This is a genomic window from Pseudomyxococcus flavus, assembly GCF_050038885.1.
Lineage (GTDB): Bacteria > Myxococcota > Myxococcia > Myxococcales > Myxococcaceae > Myxococcus > Myxococcus flavus.
In genome coordinates, this window is sequence record NZ_CP143624.1 from 7218269 (window position 1) to 7240801 (window position 22533).

General features: G+C 70.3%; 15 protein-coding genes. 5 read left to right on the forward strand and 10 right to left on the reverse strand.

All coding sequences use genetic code 11. From position 1 onward, the window contains the following. Window positions 1-183: 183 nt before the first annotated feature. From VZL07_RS29990 to VZL07_RS30000, 3 genes are all read left to right on the forward strand, one after another. Window positions 184-1020, forward strand: a complete 837-nt coding sequence (locus tag VZL07_RS29990) for a tetratricopeptide repeat protein (RefSeq protein WP_426751318.1) — start codon at window positions 184-186, stop codon at window positions 1018-1020. Further along, window positions 1017-2015 (forward strand): serine/threonine-protein kinase, encoded by a 999-nt coding sequence (locus VZL07_RS29995; RefSeq protein ID WP_426751320.1) that lies wholly within the window; start codon window positions 1017-1019, stop codon window positions 2013-2015. Before VZL07_RS29990 ends, VZL07_RS29995 begins: the two co-directional genes overlap by 4 nt. Before the next feature lie 104 nt (window positions 2016-2119). Continuing rightward, complete coding sequence (locus tag VZL07_RS30000; RefSeq protein WP_426751322.1) at window positions 2120-2296, forward strand: hypothetical protein; 177 nt, start codon at window positions 2120-2122, stop codon at window positions 2294-2296. A 105-nt stretch (window positions 2297-2401) separates the two neighbouring features. Here VZL07_RS30000 and VZL07_RS30005 read toward each other — a convergent pair whose 3' ends face one another. From VZL07_RS30005 to VZL07_RS30040, 8 genes are all read right to left on the reverse strand, one after another. After that, entirely contained in the window at window positions 2402-3028 is a 627-nt protein-coding gene (locus VZL07_RS30005) for a glutathione S-transferase family protein (RefSeq protein WP_426751324.1), read from the reverse strand. Between the two features lie 76 nt (window positions 3029-3104). Beyond that, the gene (locus VZL07_RS30010) at window positions 3105-4244 is read right to left on the reverse strand and encodes a cysteine desulfurase family protein (protein WP_426751326.1); all 1140 of its coding nucleotides are present in this window, start codon (window positions 4242-4244) and stop codon (window positions 3105-3107) included. Further along, window positions 4241-5362: a DHH family phosphoesterase gene (locus VZL07_RS30015; protein WP_426751327.1), complete on the reverse strand. Its 1122-nt coding sequence runs from the start codon at window positions 5360-5362 to the stop codon at window positions 4241-4243. The genes VZL07_RS30010 and VZL07_RS30015 overlap by 4 nt, the downstream gene beginning before the upstream one ends. A 240-nt stretch (window positions 5363-5602) precedes the next feature. Next, entirely contained in the window at window positions 5603-6445 is an 843-nt protein-coding gene (locus VZL07_RS30020) for a Fic family protein (protein WP_426751329.1), read from the reverse strand. A gap of 116 nt (window positions 6446-6561) precedes the next feature. Then, on the reverse strand, window positions 6562-7902 hold the full coding sequence (locus VZL07_RS30025; protein WP_426751331.1) for an AAA family ATPase: 1341 nt from the start codon (window positions 7900-7902) through the stop codon (window positions 6562-6564). Window positions 7903-8040: 138 nt separating this feature from the next. Next, window positions 8041-8988, reverse strand: coding sequence for a branched-chain amino acid transaminase (locus tag VZL07_RS30030; RefSeq protein ID WP_426751333.1), 948 nt, complete (start codon window positions 8986-8988; stop codon window positions 8041-8043). Between the two features lie 102 nt (window positions 8989-9090). Beyond that, window positions 9091-10506, reverse strand: a complete 1416-nt coding sequence (locus VZL07_RS30035) for a patatin-like phospholipase family protein (protein ID WP_426751335.1) — start codon at window positions 10504-10506, stop codon at window positions 9091-9093. 16 nt (window positions 10507-10522) lie between these two features. Further along, entirely contained in the window at window positions 10523-11461 is a 939-nt protein-coding gene (locus VZL07_RS30040) for an AAA family ATPase (RefSeq protein WP_426751336.1), read from the reverse strand. A gap of 190 nt (window positions 11462-11651) precedes the next feature. Here VZL07_RS30040 and VZL07_RS30045 point away from each other — a divergent pair, with 190 nt between their 5' ends. Beyond that, window positions 11652-11873, forward strand: a complete 222-nt coding sequence (locus tag VZL07_RS30045; RefSeq protein WP_426751338.1) for a hypothetical protein — start codon at window positions 11652-11654, stop codon at window positions 11871-11873. 195 nt (window positions 11874-12068) lie between these two features. On the opposite strand, the gene VZL07_RS30050 is transcribed toward VZL07_RS30045, so the two are convergent. Both VZL07_RS30050 and VZL07_RS30055 read right to left on the reverse strand, forming a co-directional pair. Further along, window positions 12069-16451, reverse strand: coding sequence for a response regulator (locus VZL07_RS30050; protein WP_426751339.1), 4383 nt, complete (start codon window positions 16449-16451; stop codon window positions 12069-12071). 99 nt (window positions 16452-16550) lie between these two features. Further along, window positions 16551-19814 (reverse strand): glycosyltransferase, encoded by a 3264-nt coding sequence (locus VZL07_RS30055; protein ID WP_426751341.1) that lies wholly within the window; start codon window positions 19812-19814, stop codon window positions 16551-16553. Window positions 19815-19945: 131 nt separating this feature from the next. Here VZL07_RS30055 and VZL07_RS30060 point away from each other — a divergent pair, with 131 nt between their 5' ends. Further along, window positions 19946-22531 (forward strand): DUF4912 domain-containing protein, encoded by a 2586-nt coding sequence (locus tag VZL07_RS30060; protein WP_426751343.1) that lies wholly within the window; start codon window positions 19946-19948, stop codon window positions 22529-22531. Window positions 22532-22533: the final 2 nt, after the last annotated feature.

Here is a 22533-nt window from a genome sequence, read left to right on the forward strand (position 1 = left end):
GCGCGTTTACAAGGCAGGCACGGGACCTCTATGATGGAAAGAGCCCGAATCCACCCACATATGCCGCCCTCGCTATTGAACAAGGGTCTCGCGACGGTTCTTTCCGTTGCCTCCGGCCTCGCGTGGGCGGGACCCCCCACGGTGTCAAGCTCCTATCAAGGGGACTTCTATGGCGCCGTGTCCATGCGAATGCAGGGAGACCGGCTGGTTGGTACCGCGACCGGTGGTCCCTGCGCCTTCGAACCGGATACGGAAGTGCTCTCTGGCGAGTTCCAGGACAACGTCCTGGTGGGCCAGGTGTTGCTCTGCCAAACGGGGCCGCATTGTGAGCCGCAGGTCCGTCAGCCAGCGCTCGTCGTGTTCAACCCGGAAGACGGGGTGATGACGGCGCTCTTCCGGTTGAAGGAGGGGTGCCGGTCGCCGGTGTTGAAGAACGACACATTGCTGCTCCTGCGGCCCCTGTCCCGTGAGGCGGAGGCCCTGGAGCCGGCGCGCCCCGCGGCGGCCACGGCCGTGGCCTCCTCGGATGGCGCGGGCTCCTCGGCGGCGCTGGTGGCGGCGGGACTGGGGCGGCAGGCGGAGGTCTCGTCCCTGGAGGAGGGGCAGCGGCAGCTCCTGGCGGGGAACGCGGCGGTGGCGCTGCGGCACTTCGAGCTGGCGCTGCAGAAGGACCCGCGCAATGCCTCCGCGGTGGTGGGGCTGGGCGCCAGCCAGCTCGCGCTGAATGACGTGGCCCGGGCGGTGAAGACGCTGGAGGCGGGCCGCGCGCTGGGCCGCGCGGACGTCCACCTGTGGCTGGCCTACGCGTACCAGCGCGAGGGCAGCCGCGCGCGCTCCCGCGAGGCGTTGCGCAAGGCGTTCGAGATGGGGTGGACGCCGGCGGGCCGCACGTCGGAGGCCGTGGCGGAGCAGGCGCTGCGGGAGGAACTGAAGGACATCGAGGCGCTCATCCAGCAGCAGCGGGCCCGGAAGCGGGGGCCGGTTCGCGCCCCGGCGGGGGCCGGAAACACCACGCCGTGAGTCAGTCGCCTCCGCCGCAGAAGGCCACCCGGGTCTTCGGCAACTATGAAGTCCTGTCCGTGCTCGGCAAAGGCGGCATGGCGGAGGTGTATCGGGCGCGCGTGCTGTCCGGCCCGCGCGAGGGTTGGACGGTGGCGCTCAAGCGGCTGCTGCCCGCGCTGACGCGAGACCCGGAGTCGGTGGCGCTCTTCGCCCGCGAGGCGCAGCTGTCCAAGCAGCTCCACCACCCGAACATCGTCACGGTGCTCGATGCCGGCGCGCTGGAGGGCATCTACTTCATCGTGATGGAGCTGGTGGACGGCCGCGACCTGGGGCAGATCCTCCGGCGCTGCAAGGTGCGCGGGATTCCGCTGCCGCTCGACTTCGCGGTGTACCTGGGCAAGGTGCTGCTGGAGGCGCTCGCCTACGCGCACTCGGCCACGGGGCCTCAGGGGGAACGGCTGGGCATCGTCCACTGCGACGTGTCGCCGTCCAACCTCTTCATCTCCCGGGTGGGCGAAATCAAGCTGGGCGACTTCGGCGTGTCCCGCGTACTGGTGGACGGCAAGCTCCAGGGCGGGGACGTGCTGGGAAAGCCGTACTACCTGTCCCCGGAGTCGTTGCTCGGCGAGGTGAGCCCGGAGGCCGACCTGTGGGCGGCCACCGTGGTCCTCTACGAGCTGCTGACGCTGGAGCGGCCCTTCACCGGCGCCACGCCGGATGCCGTCTTCGGCGCCATCCGCGCCCGGCAGTACCGGCCCCTGCGCGAGCTGCGGCCCGACGTCCCGGAGGCGCTGGAGGCGGTGGTGGCGCGGGCCTTCGCGGAGCGACCCGAGGACCGGTTCCCATCGGCCGAGGCCTTCGCCCAGGCGCTGACGCCGCACTATGACGAGCGCGTGGGGACCCCGCTGGCGATTGCCGCCGTGGTGCGCGGGCTCTTCGGTGCCAGCGACGAGACGCCCACCGTGTCCCCGGCGAATGGCGCCCCGCCGACGCCGGGCTCGCGCGCGGGGTAGGGGAGCGAGCGCGGCACCGCCCCATCTGTCGCGCCCTGCCCGCGGGCCATCGCGATGACGACCTTTCCTTCCGACGCGCGCCGTCGCGCGGGGGAGGAATGCAGATGGCGACCGAGCCCAAGCAACCGAAGACAGAGAAGGACGCGTCCGAGCGCACGGGAGAGGCGTCCGAGCGCAAGCGGATGTCCAAGGCCGAAGAGGCCCGGGAGGATGGGATGCCCGGCTACGGCCAGCCGGATGAGGATGTGCGCGAGCAGTCGCTGCCCGAGCAGGAGTGGTGAGCCAGCGGCGCGCACCGCGCGCTCCTTCACGGCCGACAGGAAATCGAGAGTGTCCTGTACCCGCGAACGCCCATCGCGCGGGGCGCCGCTGATGCGAGCGACTGGTCAGCCGCGAGGAGCTGACGGCTCGGTGCGCTTCCACGCATCGAGTGCCTGCACGCGTTCGCGCCAGGCCTGGATGTTGGCGTAGCCACCGAGCGGCAGGCGCGCCGGGCCAGCAAGAGCGAACGCCGCGGCCAGGGAAAAGTCCGCGAGGGTCAGACGCTCCTGGGCGACCCAGGTCCTGCTCGCAAGGTGCGCGTCCAGCAGCGGCGCATGCTGCGCGAAGAGTGCCTCCCCCCGCGCGACTTCGGCGGCGTCCGTCTGGCCGCCCGTCAGTGGCTTTACGAAGTTCTCGAAGACGATGATGGATGCCGCCGGGGCCATGTGCATGGCGCACCAGAAGAGCCAACGGTTCACATCCGCGCGGCCTTGGGCGTCCGTGGGAAGCAGGGTCTGCCCCGGCGTCTTGTCGGCCAGGTACGCCATGATGGCGCGCGACTCCCACAGGATGAAGCCGTCGTCATCGAGGACCGGGACCTTCCCATTGGGGTTGCGGCCCAGGTGCGCCTCCCCGCGCTGCTCGCCCCGGGGCAGATCGACGAGGACGCGCTCGAGGGGCACGTCGAGGTGGGTGGCCACGAGCAGCACGCGGCGCGAGTTTCCAGACATGGGATGGAAGTAGAGCTTCATGAAAGTCCTCCTGGACCGGCTCGGGTAGACAGGAGGACCCTGCACGTCCGCCGTGACAGCGGACTGTCAGGAATCGTCAGAGCGCGCGCACGTTCGGCACATGCTCGCGGAGCGCGGAGACCACGCGCTCCACGTCCGCCTCCGTCGTGCCGGGCCCCAGGCTGAAGCGCAGGCTGCCACGGGCCTCGGCCGCGGTGAGGCCCATGGCCCGCAGCACGTGTGAGGGCGTCAGCGTTCCCGACGCGCACGCGGCGCCGGACGACACGCAGATACCGTCCAGGTCCAGCGCGATGAGCAGCGCCTCACCCTCGACGCCTTCGAAGCGCAGGTTGCTGGTGTTGGGCACGCGCGGCGCGCCGTCGCCATTCACGTGCACGCCCGGCAGGGCGCTGCGCACCTCACGCTCGAAGGCGTCTCGCAGCGCCGTCAGCCGCGCCGCCGTCTCCGGCTGCTCGGCCGTTGCCAGCTCCAGGGCCAGGGCCAGGGCCTCCGCGAAGGGCACGTTCTGCGTCCCGCCACGGCGGCCACCTTCCTGGTGCCCTGGCGTCAGCGCGCGCACGTCCACGCTCTTGCGCACCACCAGCAGGCCCACGCCCGGAGGCCCGCCGAACTTGTGCGCGGCGAGCGATAGGAGGTCGGCGTCCACCTCGCGCAACGACAGGGGCACCTTGCCCGCCGCCTGCACCGCGTCCGTGTGGAACAGCACGCCGCGCTGCCGGCAGGCGCGCGCGATGTCCCTCGCGGGTTGCAGCACGCCCGTCTCGTTGTTGGCCCACATCAACGAGCACAGCGCCGTGTCTGGCGTCAGGGCCTCGAGCACGTCCGCCTCGCGCACGCGTCCATCCGGGCCCGGCGCCACGCGCACGACGTCCGCGCCGTCGCGCTCCAGCTGCGCCGCCGCGGCCAGCAGGGCGGGGTGCTCGATGGCGGACGTCACCACGCGCCGCCGCTCGGGATGCGGCCGTGCATGCCAGGCGCCCATCAGCGCCAGCGCGTTCGCCTCGCTGCCGGAGCCGGTGAAGCTGACCTCCTTGGGCTCGCAGCCGAGCAGCCGGGCCACCTTCGCTCGCGCCGCGTCCAGCCGCGCCCGGGCCGCGCGGCCCTCCTGGTGCACGCTGGAGGCATTGCCGAAGCCGCCCGAGGCGAAGGCCCGCGCCAGCAGCGACGCCACCTCCGGGCGCACCGGCGCGGTCGCGTTGTAGTCCCAGTACGTCACGAGTCCTGGGCGTACAGCAGCGACACCGGACGCTCGTCCTCGACGCCGAAGGCCTCGAGGAACTTCGACACCAGCTCGCGCTTGAGCGCCTTGCGCTGCGCCAGCTTGCCCGACAGGGGGAGCCGCGCGCCGGCCATGCTGCCGTGGCCACCGGACGAGCCGCCGTAGCCCTCGCAGATTTCGCGGATGAGGCGCCCCGCGTTCATCCGCCGGTCCTTCACCCGCAGGCTGAGGAAGAGCTGGTTGCGGTAGGTGCCGAAGGCCAGCGACCACTTCATGCCCTCGAGGAACATCAGCCGCTCGGCCACCTCCGCCACCATGTCCGGGGAGTAGACCTCCTCCAGGTCGGTGACGATGGCGGTGCCGTACACCTTCGCCCGCTCGTAGGCCGTGTGGTACAGCTGGAAGTACCGCGCCGGCAGCTCGGGGTGTTCAATCTGCGCCAGCAGCGTCTTGTCCATGCGCGGGAACAGCCACAGGTAGCTGTCCACGTCGACGGGCGTCGTCTCGCGGCCCAGGTCGCGGGTGTCCGCCTTGATGCCGTAGAAGAGGGCGGTGGCCACCTCCACCGAGGGCTCCATCCGCGCGGCGCGCAGGTACTCCACCAGCATGGTGGACGTGGCGCCGAAGTCGCCGCCCACGTCCGCGAAGGGGGCCTCCAGGCTCTCCTGTCGCAGCGGGTGGTGGTCCACCACCAGGTGCGCCTCCAGCCGCGCGGGCAGCGAGTGGTTGCCTACCTTGGGCTGCGTGTCCACGAGCCCGAAGAGGTCGTACTCGTCGAAGTCGAGCTCCGACACGTGGGAGATGGGCAGGCGCAGCACCCTCACGAAGGCGATGTTCTCCGCCCGGCCGATGATGCCGCCGTAGCCGACGTGCGCCTCCACGCCCGCCTTCCGCTCGAGCAGGTGGGCGAGCGCCACCGCCGCCGCCAGCGAGTCCGGATCCGGGTTGTCGTGCGTGAGGATGAGGGCCTTCTCATGGCCACCCGCCACACGCAGGAGCCGGTCCAGCTTGTCGCGCGCAGGCAGATGCGCCAGTCGCGCTGGCGGGGGCTCCGTCAGCTCGCCTCCCGAGTTTCCGGTTCCGCGGCGGCTGTTGAAGGACTGTGTCACGGGCATGGGTATTCTTCTTACTTCCTCCCGTCGTGGGATTCGAGAATCCGGGGTCTGTTGCCAACACATCAATGGTGTCGACGGACCCTGCATCCTTCACGAGGTACGGGAGGGGCGTGAGCCCGCGTGCTCCCTCGCCGGGCCAGCACGGGCGCACAGGGGGTTACGGGACGCCGCGCATGCCCACGCACGCACGGCCCCCGCGAAGGGGGCGCCATGCATGGGCCGGAGGCATGCCGGTGGGACCTAGCCGTTCAGGGCCTTGTACTTGCGGCCCAGGTCCCGGAAGTACTTCACGCCGTTGTCGAGCGAGTTCTCCATCGCGTCCATCAGCACCGTGCGGAACGCGGACGCCGGGCCCCGGAAGGACTCGTAGTAGCGCTGCCGGTCGATGGAGTGGATGACGGCGGGCATGTAGCCGTTGCGCAGCAGGATGAGGTTGCTGCACATGCGCCCCACCTTCCCGCTGTGCTCGGTGAAGGGGAAGATCTGCACGAACTTGTGCTGGACCGTGGCCGCCTGCTTGATGGGATGGAACTCGCGGAACTCGGCGCTGGCCGTGTAGTCCACGAGCTTCTCCAGCTCCGCCTGGATCTTCGACGGCTGGGCGATGTCGTGGAAGTACGTGCGGTGCAGCGGCATGTCCTTGCGCAGGCCGGACCGCTCGCGCTCCTTGGCCAGCTCCTTCTCGGTGCGCTCGCGGCGCTCCATGCGCGCGCGCTCCGACTGGGCCTCGGGCGTGTTGCCCAGGAAGAGGTCGTGCATCCGCTTGATGGTGGTCAGCGTGATCTGCGCCTGCTTCTTGGCGCCCGCCGCCTCCTCGCGGATGTAGTCGCAGACGGCCTTGTGATTCCGGATCTCGAGGACCACGGGAATCATCGAGGCCTCCGCGCTGGTCTTATGCGGGAAGAGCGCCGCCATCAGCTCCTGATGGGTGTAGACGACTCCTTCCAGCGCGGCATCGTGGTAGATCCACGACATCTCGAGCTTGTCGACGAACTCGCGCCCGTCTGGCTTGTCCTTGTAGATGTCGAGGTACCCGCGCAGCGTCTCGTTCTTCTCGTCGATGTCCTGGTAGCGTTCCTTCACGGACTGCGGCTCCTTCTCGCTGCGGGTCCGCCGCGGGCGGTACTCGAAGCATGCGGCCGAGCGGTACAACGGCGCGTGGATTCTAGAAATTCCGCGCAGTTGTAACAACGAAATCATCACAGATTGACGAGGAACACCTCGCACGCCTGGTCGAGCAGGTCCTTGGAGAGCGCCGGAGGTATCTGCCGGTAGCGGGCGGCGTCCCGGATGAGGCTCACCAGGTCCCGGGGGTGGCACGAGCGCAGCTCCATGCTTCGGGGCTTGTAGTAGTGCTCGATGAGGTACGTCACGGCCTGGTCAACGTACGGGATTCCCGCTGCCTCGCAGACGCGGCTGAAGATTTCCCGGTAAGCCTCTTCGTCGGGATTTCCGACCTCAATCTTGTACTTGATGCGGCGCAGGAAGGCCTCGTCCACCAGCTCCTTGGGGTCCAGGTTGGTGGAGAAGACGAGGAGCTGGTCGAAGGGGATTTCGAACTTCTTGCCGGTGTGGAGGGTGAGGAAGTCCACCCGCTTCTCCAGGGGGACGATCCACCGGTTGAGCAGGTCCGTGGGGTGGACCTTCTGGCGGCCGAAGTCGTCGATGAGGAGCATGCCGCCGTTGGCCTTCACCTGGAACGGGGCCTCGTAGAAGCGGGTGCTCTCCGAGTAGATGAGGTCCAGCATGGCCAGCGTCAGCTCGCCGCCCACGACGACGGAGGGCCGGCGGCAGAGCATCCACCGGTTGTCCATCTCGAAGGTCTGCCGTCGCCCGGTGGCGTCGCGGCCGACCTCCAGGGCCACCGGGGTGTGGATGAGCCGGTCGTAGACCTGGATGATCTGGTTGCCAATCTCCAGGCAGTGGGGGACGAACACCTCGCCGCCGAACATGTTCGACACCGCCTCGGCCAGGCTCGTCTTGCCGTTGCCGGGGGCGCCATAGAGGAACAGGGAGCGGCCGGAGTTCACCGCGGGGCCCAGCTTGTCCATCAGCTCGGCGGGGACGGTGAGGTGGCTGAGCGCCATCACCAGCTCCTCCTGGCTGACGACGGGCGTCTCCTCCGTCTGGCTGGTGATGAGGGCGTTGTACTGCTCGATGGGCACCGGGGCGGGGCCTACGTACGTGTTGCGGCTGAGCGCGTCGCGCGCGTACTCGCGGCCCTTCTCCGACAGGATGAACTCCACCGACGCGCGGCCGAAGCCCTTGCCGCCGCGCAGGTCCACGAGCTTCTCGGTGGCGATGAAGTCCACCACGTGCTCGATGACGCCCGGCCAGGGCAGGCGCATCTCGTCCGCGATGCCCATGCCCGTGCCCGTCCCCGTGTAATAGAGGTACTTCAGGGCGATGTCGGACAGGATGCCCATCTTGAGCCCCGTGTCCTCCACGGACTTCGGCTCCGGCGGAGCGATGTCGAGGATGGATGGGTTCTCGAGCTTGAACGGATTGTCGTCGTAGGCGTAGCCAGCGGGAGGAGCCATCAAGCCCCGTTCTAGCCCATCCAGCGGTGGGCAGGGCACGGGACGTGGCGTCTTCTGCGGGCGGCCCGGGGGGCGGGCGGGAGACCACCCGGGCCGGGCCCCCCTCCCACGAGGCGGAAGAGGGGGGCGGACGGCGGCTCAGACGTAGGTGAGCCACTCCGCGTAGCGCGGCTCCTGGCCGCGCACGATGCGGAAGTACATGTCCTGCACGTACCGGGTGATGGGGCCGGGCTTGCCGTCGCCCACCTGGCGGTTGTCCACCTCGCGCACGGGGGTGATTTCCGCCGCCGTGCCGCAGAAGAAGACCTCGTTGGTGATGTAGAGCGCGTCGCGGGTGAAGGTGACCTCCTCCACGGCGCGGCCGCTGTCGCGGAGGATGCGCAGCACCGTGTCGCGGGTGATGCCGTCCAGGATGGGGCAGGACAGCGGGGGCGTCTTGATGATGCCCTTCTTGTTCACCTGGAAGATGTTCTCGCCGGAGGCCTCGGCGACGAAGCCGCTGATGTCCAGGAGGATGGCCTCGTCGTAGCCCGCCAGCACCGCCTCCCGCTTGGCGAGGATGGAGTTGACGTACTGGCCGGTAATCTTGCCGCGCACCATGTTCACGTTCACGTGCATGCGCGTGTACGAGCTGACCTTGGCGCGGATGCCTTCCTTGATGCCCTTGTCACCCAGGTACGCGCCCCAGTCCCAGGCCGTCACGGCCGTGCGGGTGGGGTTCACCGCGCCCAGGCCCATGGCGCCGTCGCCCATGAAGGCCACGGGCCGCAGGTACGCGCCGTTGGCGAACAGGTCCTTCTGCGCGCGGAGCAGATTCACGCACGCGTCGAAGAGCTCGTCCTCGGTGTACGGAATCTTCAGCATGATGATGTGGGCCGAGTCGAGCAGCCGGCGGATGTGCTCGCGCAGCCGGAAGATGGCCAGACGTCCGTCATGCGTCTTGTACGCGCGGATGCCCTCGAAGACGCCGAGACCGTAGTGCAGCGCGTGCGTCATCAGATGCACGTGGCCCTCGTCCCACTTCATCAGTCGGCCGTCGAGCCAGATTTGCTCGGCGCGCACTCCATTACTCGAGGTCGAGCTCATTCGATGTTCCTTCGCCTGGATGGTTGAGGTGTGGGACAGCCCGGGCCTTCTATCCACCGAACCCTATGAGGTCAAAGCGTGTTTCTCGCTCCGGCCACCGGGTCACAGCACCGATGGCAGGGGGGCGAGCATCCTGCGCAGGAAGGGGATGTCCTCTGCCAGGGCCTTTCTTCCAAAGTGTAGCGCCTTCGAAGCCAGTTCCACTGAAGGGACGACCTCGAGCGGCGACAATGTTCGGGGGAAGCGTTTGACGTGGTGCGTATAGGGGAGGTTGGGCGCCACCGTCATCGCGGCCAGCCGCTGGAGGGGGAGCCAGAAGGGCGTGGTCAGCTTGGGGGCGAAGCCGTCGAGCGCGAGGATGAAGGCGTTGCGCGTGCCGATGCGGCCGCGGGCCACCGCCTTCCACGCCGCCTTCGCGGGCAGGTTGTCCACCAGGCCTCCGTCGATGAGTCGCGCCACGCCGTGCTGGGCCATCAGTCCTTCCACCAGGGTGTGCATGCCCGGGTCGTCGCGCAGCACGTCGTAGTGGATGACGCCGGGCAGCGCGGACGAGAAGCCCGCGGCGTCGAGCGCGTCGAAGTCACCGCTGGCATCGTCGGCTCCCAGGTAGAGGCGGGCGGTGATTTCGGGGCGGGTGAACAGCTCGGCCATGGCGCCCATGGCGGCCTGGATGCGGCGCGCCACGCCGGCGGGGTTGAGCAGCCCCAGCGGGCTGGTGCCCAGCAGGCGCTCGTAATACTCCAGCGGGCGGGGAAGCATGCCGCGGCGGATGCCGCCCACGGCGATGAGGGTGGGCACCGGCAGGTCCTTCAGCCGCATGCCGCTGCTCTCCGGCCCCGCGCCGAAGAAGCGTCCCAGCCCCGCGCGCAGGAAGAGCCGCAGCGCGGCGGGCAGGCCGTAGCGGCTCTCCGTGGAGATGAAGCGGAAGAGCTTCCGGAAGGACAGGCCCCGGACGATGTTGATCATGTCCGTGGGGTCGAAGCGCGCCAGGCGCGAGCGCATGAGGGTGAGGATGGCGCCCATGGACGTCCCGGCGAGCAGGCGCGGCTCCAGGCCGTGCTCGTCCAGCAGGCTCATCACCCCCAGGTAAACATACGCCGTGCCGCCGCCACCGCCGGCGACGAGCACCAGCGCCTTCTGGCGAATCTCCAGGTCCAGCGCCTCCAGCGGAACGCGCCCGCGCAGCCGCTGCGCCACCGCGTCGCGGGCCTTCGCCGCGTGCTGGCGCAGGTCCTTCACGTGCGGCATCAGCCGGTCCCGCGTGGGCGGGTGGGGGCCGCGGAGGACGGGGCCCAGGCGTCGCTCCACCTCTTCCCGGAAGGGGGTGAGCAGCGCGCCCACGCCGACGTCGAGCCCGCCGTGCTGCACCTTGTACAGGCGCGCCAGGGACAGGGCGGTGCGCAGGATGGCTTCCTCCCGCGCGTCCACCAGCGCGGGGTTGGCCATGGCCGCGCGCACGAGGACGAGCTCCATCTCCTCGAGCGGGCGGGTGATTTGAAAGCGTTCCTTCAGTAGCACGGACTTCGTAGGCCCGTCAGGCCTGGGCGATCTGCGAGAGGTTCGCCTTCGCCTTCTCGATGTCGCCTTCGTATTTGAGGACCAGGTTGAGCGTGGAGGCCACCACGTCCGCGGTGAGCTGCTCCGCGTTCAGCAGCGCCAGGCTCTGCGCCCAGTCCAGTGTCTCGCTGATGGAGGGCGCCTTCTTCAGGTCGAGCGAGCGGATGGCGGCCACCGCCTCCACCACCTGTTCGGCCAGCACCTGGGGGACCTCGGGCAGGCGCGCGCGGACGATGCGCAGCTCGCGCTCGCGGTCCGGGAAGTCGATGTGCAGGTGCAGGCAGCGGCGCTTGAGCGCGTCGGACAGCTCGCGGGCGGCGTTGGAGGTGAGCAGCACGCGGGGGATGTGCTTCGCGCGGAAGGTGCCCAGCTCGGGGATGGTGACGGCGTTGTCGGACAGCACCTCCAGCAGGAAGGCCTCGAACTCCGGGTCCGCCTTGTCGATTTCGTCCACCAGCAGCAGGGCAGGGCGCTCGGAGAGCTGGGCGCGCAGCACCGGGCGCGGCAGCAGGAAGCGCTCGGAGAAGAACACCGCGTCGCTGGAGGCCAGCCGGTCCGCCGCCTGCGCCAGCGTGGTGGTGCCCTGCACCATGTCCCCGATCTTGTCCTTGAGGAGCTGGGTGTAGAGCAGCTGCTTGGCGTACTCCCACTCGTAGAGGGCCTTCGCCTCGTCCAGGCCCTCGTAGCACTGGAGCCGGATGAACTCGCGGCCCAGGGCCTGGGCCAGCGCCTTGGCCAGCTCCGTCTTGCCGACGCCGGCCGGGCCCTCCACCAGGATGGGCTTGTTCATCCGGTCCGCCAGGAAGGCGGCCGTGGCGATTTCCGGCGAGGACAGGTAGCCCACCTGCTCCAGGCGCTGCTCCGCGTCCTCCACGCTGGTGAAGGCGTGGCTCTCAACCGTCGAAGGGGTGCTCACCCTGTGAACTTAACCGACGGCCTCCGGGCGACTGCGGCAAAAATGCCAGGGTTCCGGCGTCGCCATCGTGGCCAGTCCGCCTCGCTGCCGGGCAACCCTGCGTAACTCCAGTGGGAAATATTCTGCGCATCGTGGGCATGCACCGTGCATCTCTTGTCCGCAACTCAAGGACTCAGTGAGGTCAGCGGTCATGGTGTGGGCGTGGTTGAGGATGGTGATGATGGTGGCGGTCGTCCTGCTTCCGGGCGGGTTCCCGCTGCTGTTGGCCTATGTCTCCCTGCGAACGCTCCGCAACAGCTGGCGCCGTGCCCAGGCCGAGGCCCTCAATGGCGGCCGCGACGTGTCCTTCCGGGACGTCGTCTCCACGCTCCACTTCAAGGAGCTGGTTCGCGAGGCGCGCGCCGCGCTCTGAGCGCGGCAGGTTCCGTCAAAATCATGACGTGAAGGCACCCGCCGCGGGCCTGACACGCGTGCCCTGCTAGGGCGCGGATGTCAGGGGTCCTCGCGCGGGTCGCGTGCTTTTTGAGGCAGGGGACCGCCGGGATTCCGGCGGGGATGCCGGAATCCCGGTCGCAGGCGCCGGAGCTCGCCCGGCGCATGGACTTGGCTACTTGTCCAGCTCGTCCACCAGGGCCGTCCAGTCGTCGTCTTCCTTGGCCGTGGGGAGCTGGATGAGCAGGGTCCGGTCGGTGGGCTCGGAGTCCTCCCCCAGCGCGGCGGTTGGGGCGGGCGCCGGGGCTGGCGCAGGAGCCTTCTTCGCGGCGGGGGCGGCGGCCTTGGCCGCGGGCTTCTTCGCCGCGGCCGCTGGCGCCTGGGCCGCCGCCGGCGGGATGACCTGATTGAGCTGGGTCCTCACGGCCAGGTCGTCCTCCTCGGCCGGGGCGGGTTTGGGCGCCGCGGCCTTGGCGGACGCGGCGGGCGCGGTGGCGGACTTGCTCTTGTAGCGCGCCAGCTCCAGCTCGGCGACCTTGAGGGCCTTGCTCTTCTCCTGCACCGACTGCTGGAGGCGGGCGACCTCCTGGGCCTTGATGGCGTCGCGGCGCTCCAGCTCCGCCTTCTGCTTGGCGACCAGGTCCTCCTGCTCCTTGAGGTGCCGCGCCTCCAGGTCCTTGCGCTCCTTCTGCGCGGCGGCCAGGCGGGTGGCGGCCTCGTGGGCCTTGCTCTCGGCGGCGGTCACCTTCGCGTTGAGCTCCTTCTCCGCCCGGGCCTTGGCGCCCTGCGCGTTCTCCAGCGCCAGCTCCAGGTCCTGGATCTTCTTCGCCCGCGCGCTCAGCTGACCCTGCAGCTCCTTGGACCTGGCGTCGGCCTCGGCGGCGTGGGTCTGGGCCTCCTGGGTGAGCTGGGCGATGCGCTGCTCGGCCTTGGCCAGCTTCGCCGCCAGCTCGTCCGCGGCGCGCTTGGCGTCGGCGCGCTCCTGCGAGGCCTGCTGGGCCTGCTGCTGGAGCCGGGCCTCGGCCTGCTGGAGCTGGCCGGCGAGTCCGTCCCGCTCGGCGGTGAGCTTCTGCTGCGCGGTGCCCGCGGCACGGAGCTGCTCCTCGCGCCCGGCCAGTGCCTTGCGGCCCTGCTCAAGCTGCTCGTTGAGGCCGGCAATCTGCTGGCCCAGGCCGTCGGCCTGGCGCCGGGCCTCGTCGGCCTGGGCGTGGAGCTTGGCCTCCATGGCCTTGAGCTGCTCGGTGCGGTTGGCCACCTCGCGGTTGAGCACCTCGGCCTGACGCATCTTCTCCTGCGTCACGTGGGTGAGCTTGCGGAGCGTGTCCGACAGCTCCGTGCCCTTCTGCGTCAGGTCGTTCTGGAGGAGCTCCTCGCGCCGCTGCGACTCCACGGTGAGGGTGTGCAGCCGCTCCTCCAGGCTGGCCCGGGCGTTCTCCGTCTGCGCCAGCGTGGCGGTGAGCTGCGTCACCTCGGCGACGCGCGTGCCCAGCTCGTGCTTGGTGAGGGTGAGGTGCTCGCCCAGGTCCTCGCCATGGGCCCGCGCCTCGGCGAGCTGTCCTTCCAGCGCGGCCTGGGCGTTGGCGGCGGCCTGGCGGCTTTCCTGGTGCGCGTGCTGCTCGCGTGCCAGGGCCTCGCGGGTGGCCGTGAGCTGGCTCTGCGTCTGCCCCAGCGTCGCGCTGGTGGCCTCCAGCTCGGAGCGCAGTCCATCGCGCTCGCTGGTGAGGTCACCAATGTGCGCGCTCGTCTCGGCGGCCAGCTTCTCGTGCGCGGCGCGCTCCGCCTCGTAGTTCCCCTGCGTCTCGGACAGCTCGCTGCGGAGCTGGCCAATCTGGCCGGTGAGCTCCTGCTCCAGCGCGTCCTTCGCCGCGCCCAGGTCCGCCAGCTCCGCGATGCGCTGGTCGCGCTCGTGGGTCGTCTGGGCCAGCGCGGCCTCGGTATCCGCGAGGCGCACCTGCGTATCCGACAGCGTCTGGCTGGTGGCTTCCAGCTCGCCGCGCGTCTCCGCCAGCGTGCCCTCGGTGCGGGTGAGGGTGTTCTGCGTGTCCGCGAGCTGCTGCTCCGTCTGCGCCAACGCCTGCTGCGTCTGGGTCAGCGTCTGGCTGGTGGCGTCGAGCTCGCCGCGCGTCTGCGCCAGCGTGTCCTCGGTCTGCGCCAGGGCCTGCTGCGTCTGCGCCAGCGTCTGGCTGGTGGCGTCGAGCTCCCCTCGCGTCTCCGCCAGCGTGCCCTCGGTGCTGGCGAGGGTGTTCTGCGTATCGGCGAGCTGCTGCTCGGTCTGGGACAGGGTCTGCTGCGTCTGCGTCAGCGTCTGGCTGGTGGCCTCCAGCTCGCCGCGCGTCTGCGCCAGCGTGTCCTCGGTCTGGGCCAGCGTCTGCTGCGTCTGCGCCAGCGTCTGGCTGGTGGCCTCCAGCTCGCCCCGCGTCTCCGCCAGCGTCCCCTCGGTGCTGGCGAGGGTGTTCTGGGTGTCGGCGAGCTGCTGCTCGGTTTGCGCCAGCGTCTGCTGCGTCTGCGCCAGCGTCTGGGTGGTGGCCTCCAGGTCACCGCTCAGCTCGGAGATGCGCTGGTCGCGCGCGGCCACGTCCCCTTGCAGGGACTCGATGGTGGCGTCGCGCTGGGTGACGGTGTCCTCCAGCATCGCGACGCGCGCGGAGAGCTGCTCGCCGGTCCGCTGCGAGTCGTCGAGCTGCCGCTGCGTCTCCTCAAGCTGCGAGGTGAGTGCCTGGATCTGCCCGGTGAGGTCCGCTTCCAGCTCGGCCTTGGCGGCGCGCAGCTCCTCCAACTGGCGGCTGAGGTCCGCCTCCAGCGCATCCTTCGCCTGGGAGAGCGCCTGGAGCCGGTCGTTGAGGTCCGTCTCCAGCTCGTCCTTGGCCTGACCGAGCGCCTGGAGCTCCGCGGTCAGCTCTGCCTCGCGGTCCTCCAGGTGCGTCTTGACGGCCTCGACCTCGCCCTCGAGCTCACCGATGCGCTCCAACTGCTGCTGGATGTTGGCGTTGAGCTCCGCCTCGGTGTGCTCGTTCCGGGCGATGGTCTCCGCCAGCTCCCGCTCGAGCGTGCCAATCTTCGCGTCGCGCTCCTCGACGCGCTGGGTGAGCTCGGCCTCCTGGGCGTCCTTGTCCAGGCGGAGCTGGTCGCGCTCGCCCGTGGTGCGCGCGAGGTCGGTCTCCAGGTCCGAAATCTGCTGACTGAGCTTCGCCTCCAGGGCGTCGCGCTCGGCGTTCAGCCGGTGGATCTCCGCGTCCGCATGGGCGCCGTGCTGCTCGGCGCGGGTGGCGCGGGCCTCCAGGCCCCGCACGGTGGCGTCGCGCTCCTGCTCCGTCTGCTGCAGCCGCTCCTGGAGCGCCTGGATTTCACCGTCCAACTCGGCGAAGCGCTGGTCGCGCTCGCTGATGGTGCGGCTCAGCTCGGCCTCGAAGTCGTCGCCGCGCTTCGTCAGCCGGGCGATTTCTCCCTCGTTCGCGAGGAGGGTGTCCTGGAGCTTCTGCTCCTTGACCTCGAACTCGAGCGTGACGACGCCGAGGTGCTTCTCCAGCTTGTCGTACTCGTTGCGGCCGTGCTCCAGCTCGGCGGCGCGGCGGGCCAGCTCCTCCTCGGCGCGGGAGACTTCCCGGCGCAGGAGGTTGATGTCCTTCTCCTTGGAGGCGACGACCTCGATGAGGTCCTTCTCCGCGGAGAACTTCTGGAGCAGCAGGTCATCGACGGTGGCGCCGTGCTCGCGCTCCTTCTGGATGGTGGCCTGCTGGGCCTCGTTGAAGCGGCGGAGCAGGTCGTCCACCTGCATCTTCAGGCCCTGGAGCTCCACGTCCTTCTCGTGGAGTCGGTCCTCGCCGGAGAGCAGCTCGCGCTCGCGCACGCTCCAGATTTCGGAGAGGCGGGCGAGCTGGGCCTCGCGCGTCTTCAGCTCGTCGCGGAGGATTTGAATCTTGCCCTCGGGCGTGCCCATCAGCTCGCGCCGCGGGGGCGGGCGCTTGAGCTGACGGGACTCGGCGAGCAGCTCCGCCTTGCGGTCCGCGATGGACTGGAAGGTGCGGTCGAGGAACGCGCGGTCCTCTTCCGTCATCGCGCTGCGGCGCTCGCGCTTGGGCAGCTTCGGCGGCCCACCGGCGGCGGCCTTGGGCGACACGGGCATGGGCGGCGGTGCCTCGCGCGGACCACTGGCCGCATCGGCCGGCGCACCTGCGTCCTCCGTGCCGGGCGGAACGATGCCGTGGCTCATGGCGGCCAGCTCGCCCATTTCGAAGGGAATGACGAGGTAGCCGTCCGCGGCCTGTGGCGACTGGCGATGCTGCGCCAGGCCATCCACGCCGCTTTCGGAGGAAAGCAGGAGCACCTTGAGGTTCTGGCCCCACTTGCCCTTCTTGATGTTGCCGCAGAGCACGAAACCGGACTGATCCTTCAGCTCGGCGCGGAGGACGACCAGGTCTGGCCGTCGCTTCTCCAACTCACGCTGCGCGTCAGCGGCCGTCTCAGCCAAGGCCGTCTGGTAGCCCGCGCCCTTCAGCACGGTGGCCATGCTGAGCGCTAAATCATGCTCGCTTTCGACGATGAGGACCCGACGCTCCATGAAGCCCTTTGTCCCGGAAAAAGTGCTGTGAAAACCGGAACATCCTATCGGGCGCCTGCGACCCTTGGAAAGTTTCCAGGATCAGCTCGGTTGGTTGCCTCACGAGCTCTTGCCGCGGGCGACGACTTCCGAACGGACCGAGGGGCTCGGGTGGGAGGGGTTCGTCGTTTCGTCCCGGCCCGGGAAGGTCGTGGGGGGCGTGTGACGGTCGAAGCGGATGCCGTCGGGGGGACAGTAGCCGTGGGCGAGCTGGGCAAACCACGGATTCAGCGTCGAAGGGACGGGCTCCGGGGCGGGACCTTCGTCCTCGGGCTCCGGGGCGGATTCGGCCTCGGCGTCCTCGATGGCGTCATCCGCGTCGATGAGCTGCGCTGCACCCGTGGCGGAAATCTCCGCCTCCTCTACCTCGTCGCTGCTGATTTCGTCCGGCTCTTCAGGCTGGGGCCGGGCGCGCGACGGGGTGTCGTTGTCGGCGTCGTCGATGGACTCGGCCTCGTCCTCGGAGATCTCCTCGGGCTCGTCGTCGTGGCCGCTGGGCGTGGTCGCTGAGGCCTTGAGGGCCGGTGGGCCCACGGGCTCGAGGCGAGGAGGGCCGTCCACGGACTGGAGCCTGGGCGGACGCTGTCGCGGCACCGGCGGCGGTGTCGCCGCTCGCGGCGGGAGGGCCGGTGGGCGTTCGGTGTCCGAAGTCGTGGAGCTCGGACGGAGCGTGGGCGGCGTGCGCTCCCGCTCCGAGGACGACGCAGCCATTCCTCCCCGGATGGGCGGAAGCCGGTCTGCCTCCGACGCGCCGGTGCTGGGCCGGAGGACCGGCGGGGGACGCTCGGCGTCGGAGGCAGACGAGGTCCGCGCCTGCGTGGGCAGGGACGCGATGCGCCCCACGGGCGTCTCCATGCGTGACGAGATGCTCCGGCTCGCGAGCGGCGAGGGAGCGGGCACGATGGGGGTGGGAGTGGGGAACTCCTCCGGGCGGCTCGGGGTGCTGGCGCCGCGGCTGCTGGAGGAGCGCGTGGGGAGCAGCTCCCGCAGCAGCTCCGTCGGCACGCGGATGATGGGCGTTGGCGCGGGGGGCTCGGGCGTCTCGTCGGTGTCCAGGGCACGTTCGCGCGTGCTGGTCCGGCTCGATGGCGAGGGAGCCTTGACGACGGGCGTGGGCGCGGGCGGCTCGTCGGCATCGTCGCCAAGGGACCGGGTCGACAGCGCCGGTGCCTTCACGATGGGCGTTGCGGACGAGGCGTCGCTCGCGTCGGCGCTCGAAGCCGAGTTGCCTCGGTCCAATGACGCGGGCGCCTTGACGATGGGCGTTGCAGACGAGGCGTCGCTGGAATCCGAGCCCGACGTCGAGGTCCCCCGATTCAGTGATGCAGGGGCCTTGACGATGGGCGTTGTCGACGAGGCGTCACTCGCGTCCGTACTCGATGCCGAGGCGCCCCGGTGTAGTGGGGCGGGTGCCTTGACGACCGGCGTCGTGGACGAGGCGTCATCCAGGTCCACGCTTGCTTCGGATGCGCTTCGGCTCAGCACCGTGGACGCTTTGACGACAGGCGTCGACGACGCGTCGCTTGCGTCCGTGCTCGACGTCGCCGGATTCCGGCCCGGAGGAGGCGGCACCCGGACCACGGGCATGGAGGAGGCGGCATTGCTTGCGTCCGCTCCCGTCACCGGCGCGTTCCGGCCCGGAGGCGGGGGAACCCGGACCACGGGCGTCGGTAACGGAGCCTCCTCGGGCTCGACCTCCGTCGCCTGGACGATGGGGAGCGACGCCTCGCCGTCCTCGTCGGTGGTTTCTGGCTCGGCTGTCGACGATGTCTCTGCGTCCTTCCGTCCATCCCAAGCGAAAGCCTCGCGCTCAGGGGCGGACCCGGCGCCAGAGGTGGCCGCCGAAGGCGCCTCCCGCAGCGGCGCGCCCATCACCACCGGAGGTCCAATGGGATTCGACTCCAGCTCCGTCTTGACGAGCCGCGTGTCGATTCCCTCGTCGAGCACCTGCCCCATGACCAGCGGCAGCTCCTCACGCGACGGCGCCTTGGGCCCGGCCTCCTTCTTCGCCTCCGTTCCCTTCGCCTTGGACACGGGCGCCGCCGTGGGCGCGGGCTCGGGAGGGAGCAGCGCCGCCAGGCGATTCGTGGGCGTCCCCGTCACCGTGGTCGGCATGGGGAGGTCGTCCTCGCTCGTGGTCGAGACCGGCTCCGACCGCTTCTCCAGGAGCGAGTCGTACAGGTCCAGGAGCTTGCCGCGGATGAGCCCCGCATCGAGGACGTCCTCCGCATGGGCCCGGGCCGCGCGACCCAGCGCCAGGCGGCGCGGAACGTTGCGCGCCAGCTCGATGATTCGGTCCGCCAGCACCTCACTGTTTCCGGGCGGGAAGAACACCGCGGCGCTTTCGGGGACCAGCTCGCGCGTCACCGGCAGGTCCGCCGCGATGATGGGGCGCCCGGCGGCGCAGTATTCGGACACCTTCGCCAGGGGGCCCCCCTGGACGCGATTGCGCTCCACGTCATCCAGCGGGAGCACGCCCACGTCCGCGAGCGCGAGGACCTTGGCCAGGTCGTCATGGAGCACGGGGGGCTGGAACTCGACCCGGTCTCCCAGTCCCAGCTCCTTCACCAGGTCATCCAGGTGCGGCTGCCAGTCCGGGTGCCGCGCGCCCACCACCGTGAGGCGCACTTCCTCCTGCCGGGCCGCCAGCGCCACGGCGCGCAGCAGCGTGGACAGGCCCTGCCATCCCACCTGGCTTCCCAGGTACATCATCCGCAAGGGCTCGCCATCGGGAACGCCGAGCACGTCGGGCGTGTAGGGCGCGAGGTCCACCGGCGCCGGGAACACCCGGACCTGGTCCTCGCTCGCGCCGAGCGACTGGATGTACGCTCGCGTCGTCTGCGAACCGGTGACGACGAGGTCCGCGTTCATCAGGCAGAAGAGCTCCTGCCGGCGGATCTTGGCCAGGAAGCGCCGGTCCCCCTCCGTCTGGGGATGCGTGTAGCGCAGCTCTTGTGAAGGGAAGGTCTGGGCCTCATAGATGAGGCGATACCCGTAGTCGCCCTTCAGCTCACACAGTGCGTAGCCGCCGAAGGGGTCCGTGAAGTGGGCGAGCGCGTAGTCCTCGCTCTCGAGCTGCCGCCGCACGGCCCGCTCGAAGGCCTGGATGCGGGAGGCCAGGTCACCCGAGCCTACCGGGACGCGCAGCAGCCGAGCGCCCTGGTACTTCTCGATATGGGAGTGGTCAGGCGTCTTCGCCGACAGCACCACCACGGAGAAGCGGTCCGGCAACGCCTTCAGGTATTCGGACAGACGTCGGGAGGAACCCGACGGACCGGGGATGACGTCGAAACTGCACAGGAGCAGTCTGGGCAGGTCGCTCAAGCGTGGGCAGGATACCTAGCCGCCCCCGGAGTGTCATCGGGTGATGGAAGAGAAGCGGGGTCGGGCGAAGAACACATGAAATGCTGGCACGTTGACCCTCTACGACCAGCGACCTAAAGGCCTGCTTGCCTATGGAAGACCTCAAGAGCGTGACGGTCGGCTACCTCAGGGAGTTGGCCCGGAAGCACCTGGGGACCGGCTACAGCCGGATGAAGAAGGAGGAGCTGCTCGCCGCCCTGGCCGCCTACGTCCCCGCCCTGGCGAAGCTCGCCCGGCTCGCGGGCATCCGAGTGGCTCGCAAGCGCCCTTCCGCGAAGCCTGCATCCGCATCGGCCAAGGGGGCCACTTCCAAGGCACCCCGCGCGGGGCGCGCTGCTCCCGCGAAGACCGTGAAGCCGCCCAAGGACGCGGCCGCCAGCAAGGCGAGCGAGGCAGGTGCGACAGGGAAGGGGCGGGTGTCCGCGCCCAAGCGGGTGGCCGCCAAGCGTGCGTCCGAGAAGGCTGGAAGCAAGCCCTCCTCCAGGCCGGCGACGGTGGTGACCTTCCCTCCGAAGCCCCGTGTGGAGCGCGCGAGAGAGCCGGTGACCCCGGTGGTCTCCTCCTACACGAGCCCCGCCCCTCGGAAGCCCGTGAGCGAAGCGGCGCCCGCCGCGCTGCCCACGCCGGCTCAGCAGCCCGCGGAGCCCGTGGTGGAGGGCTTCTTCGTCGCCCGCGTGGCTGGCGAGGAGGAGGCGAGGCACCACCACCTGGTGGAGCGTCCGCCCGCGCCAGAGCAGCCCCCCGCGGTCGACGACGCCGAGCACCTCGGTGCGCTGCCGGCTGGCTATGGGGACGACACGGTGCTGCTGTTGCCGCGAGACCCCTACACGCTCTTCGTGTCGTGGGATTTCAGCCTGGGCGCCCGTCTTCGGGCGGAGGAGGGCCTGGAGGCACCACGGCCCGTGCTGCGCGTGTTCGATGGTGAACAGGTCGTGCGGGAGCTGGGCTTCGTGCTGGAGGCGAACGGCTTCTACCTCCAGGGGATGGCACCGGGCCGGACGTATCGCGTCGAGGCCCATTTCGTTGGGCGCGACGGGCGGAGCCGCCGCATCGGCGCATCGAGCAACCGCGTGGCATTGCCGCCGGCAGGCGTCTCCACGGACCTGACGGTGCGATTCCTGCGGGTGCCGCCGGTCGAGCTGCCGTCCCCCATTGCCGATGTACACGCGATGCCGGACGAGGAGCGTGAGTACATCTCCTGGCGCCGGGTGAACCTGCCAGGGAGCGGAGGCGCGTTCGACGTGCCCGAGGTCCACCGCAAGCGCAGGGGTGGCGGGACGGCCGAACCTCATCTGGAGGGTGTCGAGCGCGCTCCGGGGGCGTCGGACCAGCGCTATGTCGCAGGAGCGGCGCGCGCGCCTGGGGCCTCCGACCAGCGCTATGTGGAAGCGGCGGAGCGCATGCGTGGCGCGTCGGACGAGCGGTACCTGTCGGGGGCGGCTCCGTGGAGCGCGCGCGTGGCGCACGGGCCCGGAGCGGCTCAGGTCCCACGTTACCTGGAGACGCTGAGCCGGGCTCCGGGGGCGTCCGACCAGCGGTACACGGGAGTTGGCGTGCGCTCGGTGGGGAGTGGCGACTCGGCGCGTGCGTACCTGGACGTGCGCGGCATGCCGGGCGCGTCGGACCTCCGCTACGCCGAAGGCCCCGCGCATCCCAGTGGGAGCGGCTCCGCGTCTCGCGTGTACCTGGACGTGCGCGGCGTGCCGGGCGCGTCGGACCTCCGCTACACCGAAGGTGCTGCACGCCCCGGCGGGAGTGGCTCCGCGTCGCGCGTGTACCTGGACGTCCGCGGCATGCCCGGTGCCTCGGACCTCCGCTATGCGGAAGGTGCCACGCGTGCCGGGGGGAGTGCTCCGTCGTCGCATGCGTACCTGGACGTGCGTGGCGTGCCCGGCGCGTCCGACCTCCGTTACATGGAAGGTGGCGCGCGGCCGGCTGGGGCAGCCCCGTCGTCACATGCGTACCTGGACGTGCGTGGTGTGCCCGGTGCGTCCGACCTCCGTTACATGGAAGGTGGCGCGAGGCCGGCTGGGGCAGCCCCGTCGTCGCATGCGTACCTGGACGTGCGTGGCATCCCGGGCGCCTCGGACCTGCGCTACCTCTCGGAGCCGCCGCGCGCGACAGGGACTGCGGATTCGCACTACCTGGGGCCCGTGCCGCGCGCACCGGGCGCGTCGGAGCAGCGCTACCTCGACGTGCCGGCAGGGGCATCCGACCTGCGTTACCTGCAGAAGCATGGACACGCGCCGGGCGCCTCGGAGCCGCGCTCCCCGGAGTCGGCCACAGAGGCCGTCGCCCGCCCGACACACGGAGGGAGCGCTTCGCCCCACGGTCAACACGACCCTCGAGCGCAGGGGCTCGACACACCGGCTTCGAGGCATGCTGAAGCGCCACGCCAGCCCGCAGGCTCCGAGCCGCAACAGCGGTCCTTCGAGTCCTCCGCACCTCCTTACGGCGCGGTCGCCCCGACGCCTGCGAGCGCGCCGCCAGAGGTCCCGGAGCCCGTGGAGAACCACCGCTATTTCGAAGTGCCAACACGTCCGCAAGGCGGCGCCGCTCCACCGTCCACGGGAGCCCCGGCCCACGCCACCGATGACGTGGAGAATCATCGGTACTTCGAGGCGCCTTCGGCCGCGTCTCTTCCCCGGAAGCCGCCTTCGGGCGACGGCCGTTCATGAAC

What these genes read in the sequence shown, in the direction of transcription:
- VZL07_RS29990 (WP_426751318.1), top strand. Translation starts at nt 184, where the DNA reads ATGCGAATGCAGGGAGACCGGCTGGTTGGTACCGCGACCGGTGGTCCC.
- VZL07_RS30000 (WP_426751322.1), top strand. Translation starts at nt 2,120, where the DNA reads ATGGCGACCGAGCCCAAGCAACCGAAGACAGAGAAGGACGCGTCCGAG.
- VZL07_RS30005 (WP_426751324.1), bottom strand. Translation starts at nt 3,028, where the DNA reads ATGAAGCTCTACTTCCATCCCATGTCTGGAAACTCGCGCCGCGTGCTG.
- VZL07_RS30015 (WP_426751327.1), bottom strand. Translation starts at nt 5,362, where the DNA reads ATGCCCGTGACACAGTCCTTCAACAGCCGCCGCGGAACCGGAAACTCG.
- VZL07_RS30025 (WP_426751331.1), bottom strand. Translation starts at nt 7,902, where the DNA reads ATGGCTCCTCCCGCTGGCTACGCCTACGACGACAATCCGTTCAAGCTC.
- VZL07_RS30030 (WP_426751333.1), bottom strand. Translation starts at nt 8,988, where the DNA reads ATGAGCTCGACCTCGAGTAATGGAGTGCGCGCCGAGCAAATCTGGCTC.
- VZL07_RS30045 (WP_426751338.1), top strand. Translation starts at nt 11,652, where the DNA reads ATGGTGTGGGCGTGGTTGAGGATGGTGATGATGGTGGCGGTCGTCCTG.
- VZL07_RS30050 (WP_426751339.1), bottom strand. Translation starts at nt 16,451, where the DNA reads ATGGAGCGTCGGGTCCTCATCGTCGAAAGCGAGCATGATTTAGCGCTC.
- VZL07_RS30060 (WP_426751343.1), top strand. Translation starts at nt 19,946, where the DNA reads ATGGAAGACCTCAAGAGCGTGACGGTCGGCTACCTCAGGGAGTTGGCC.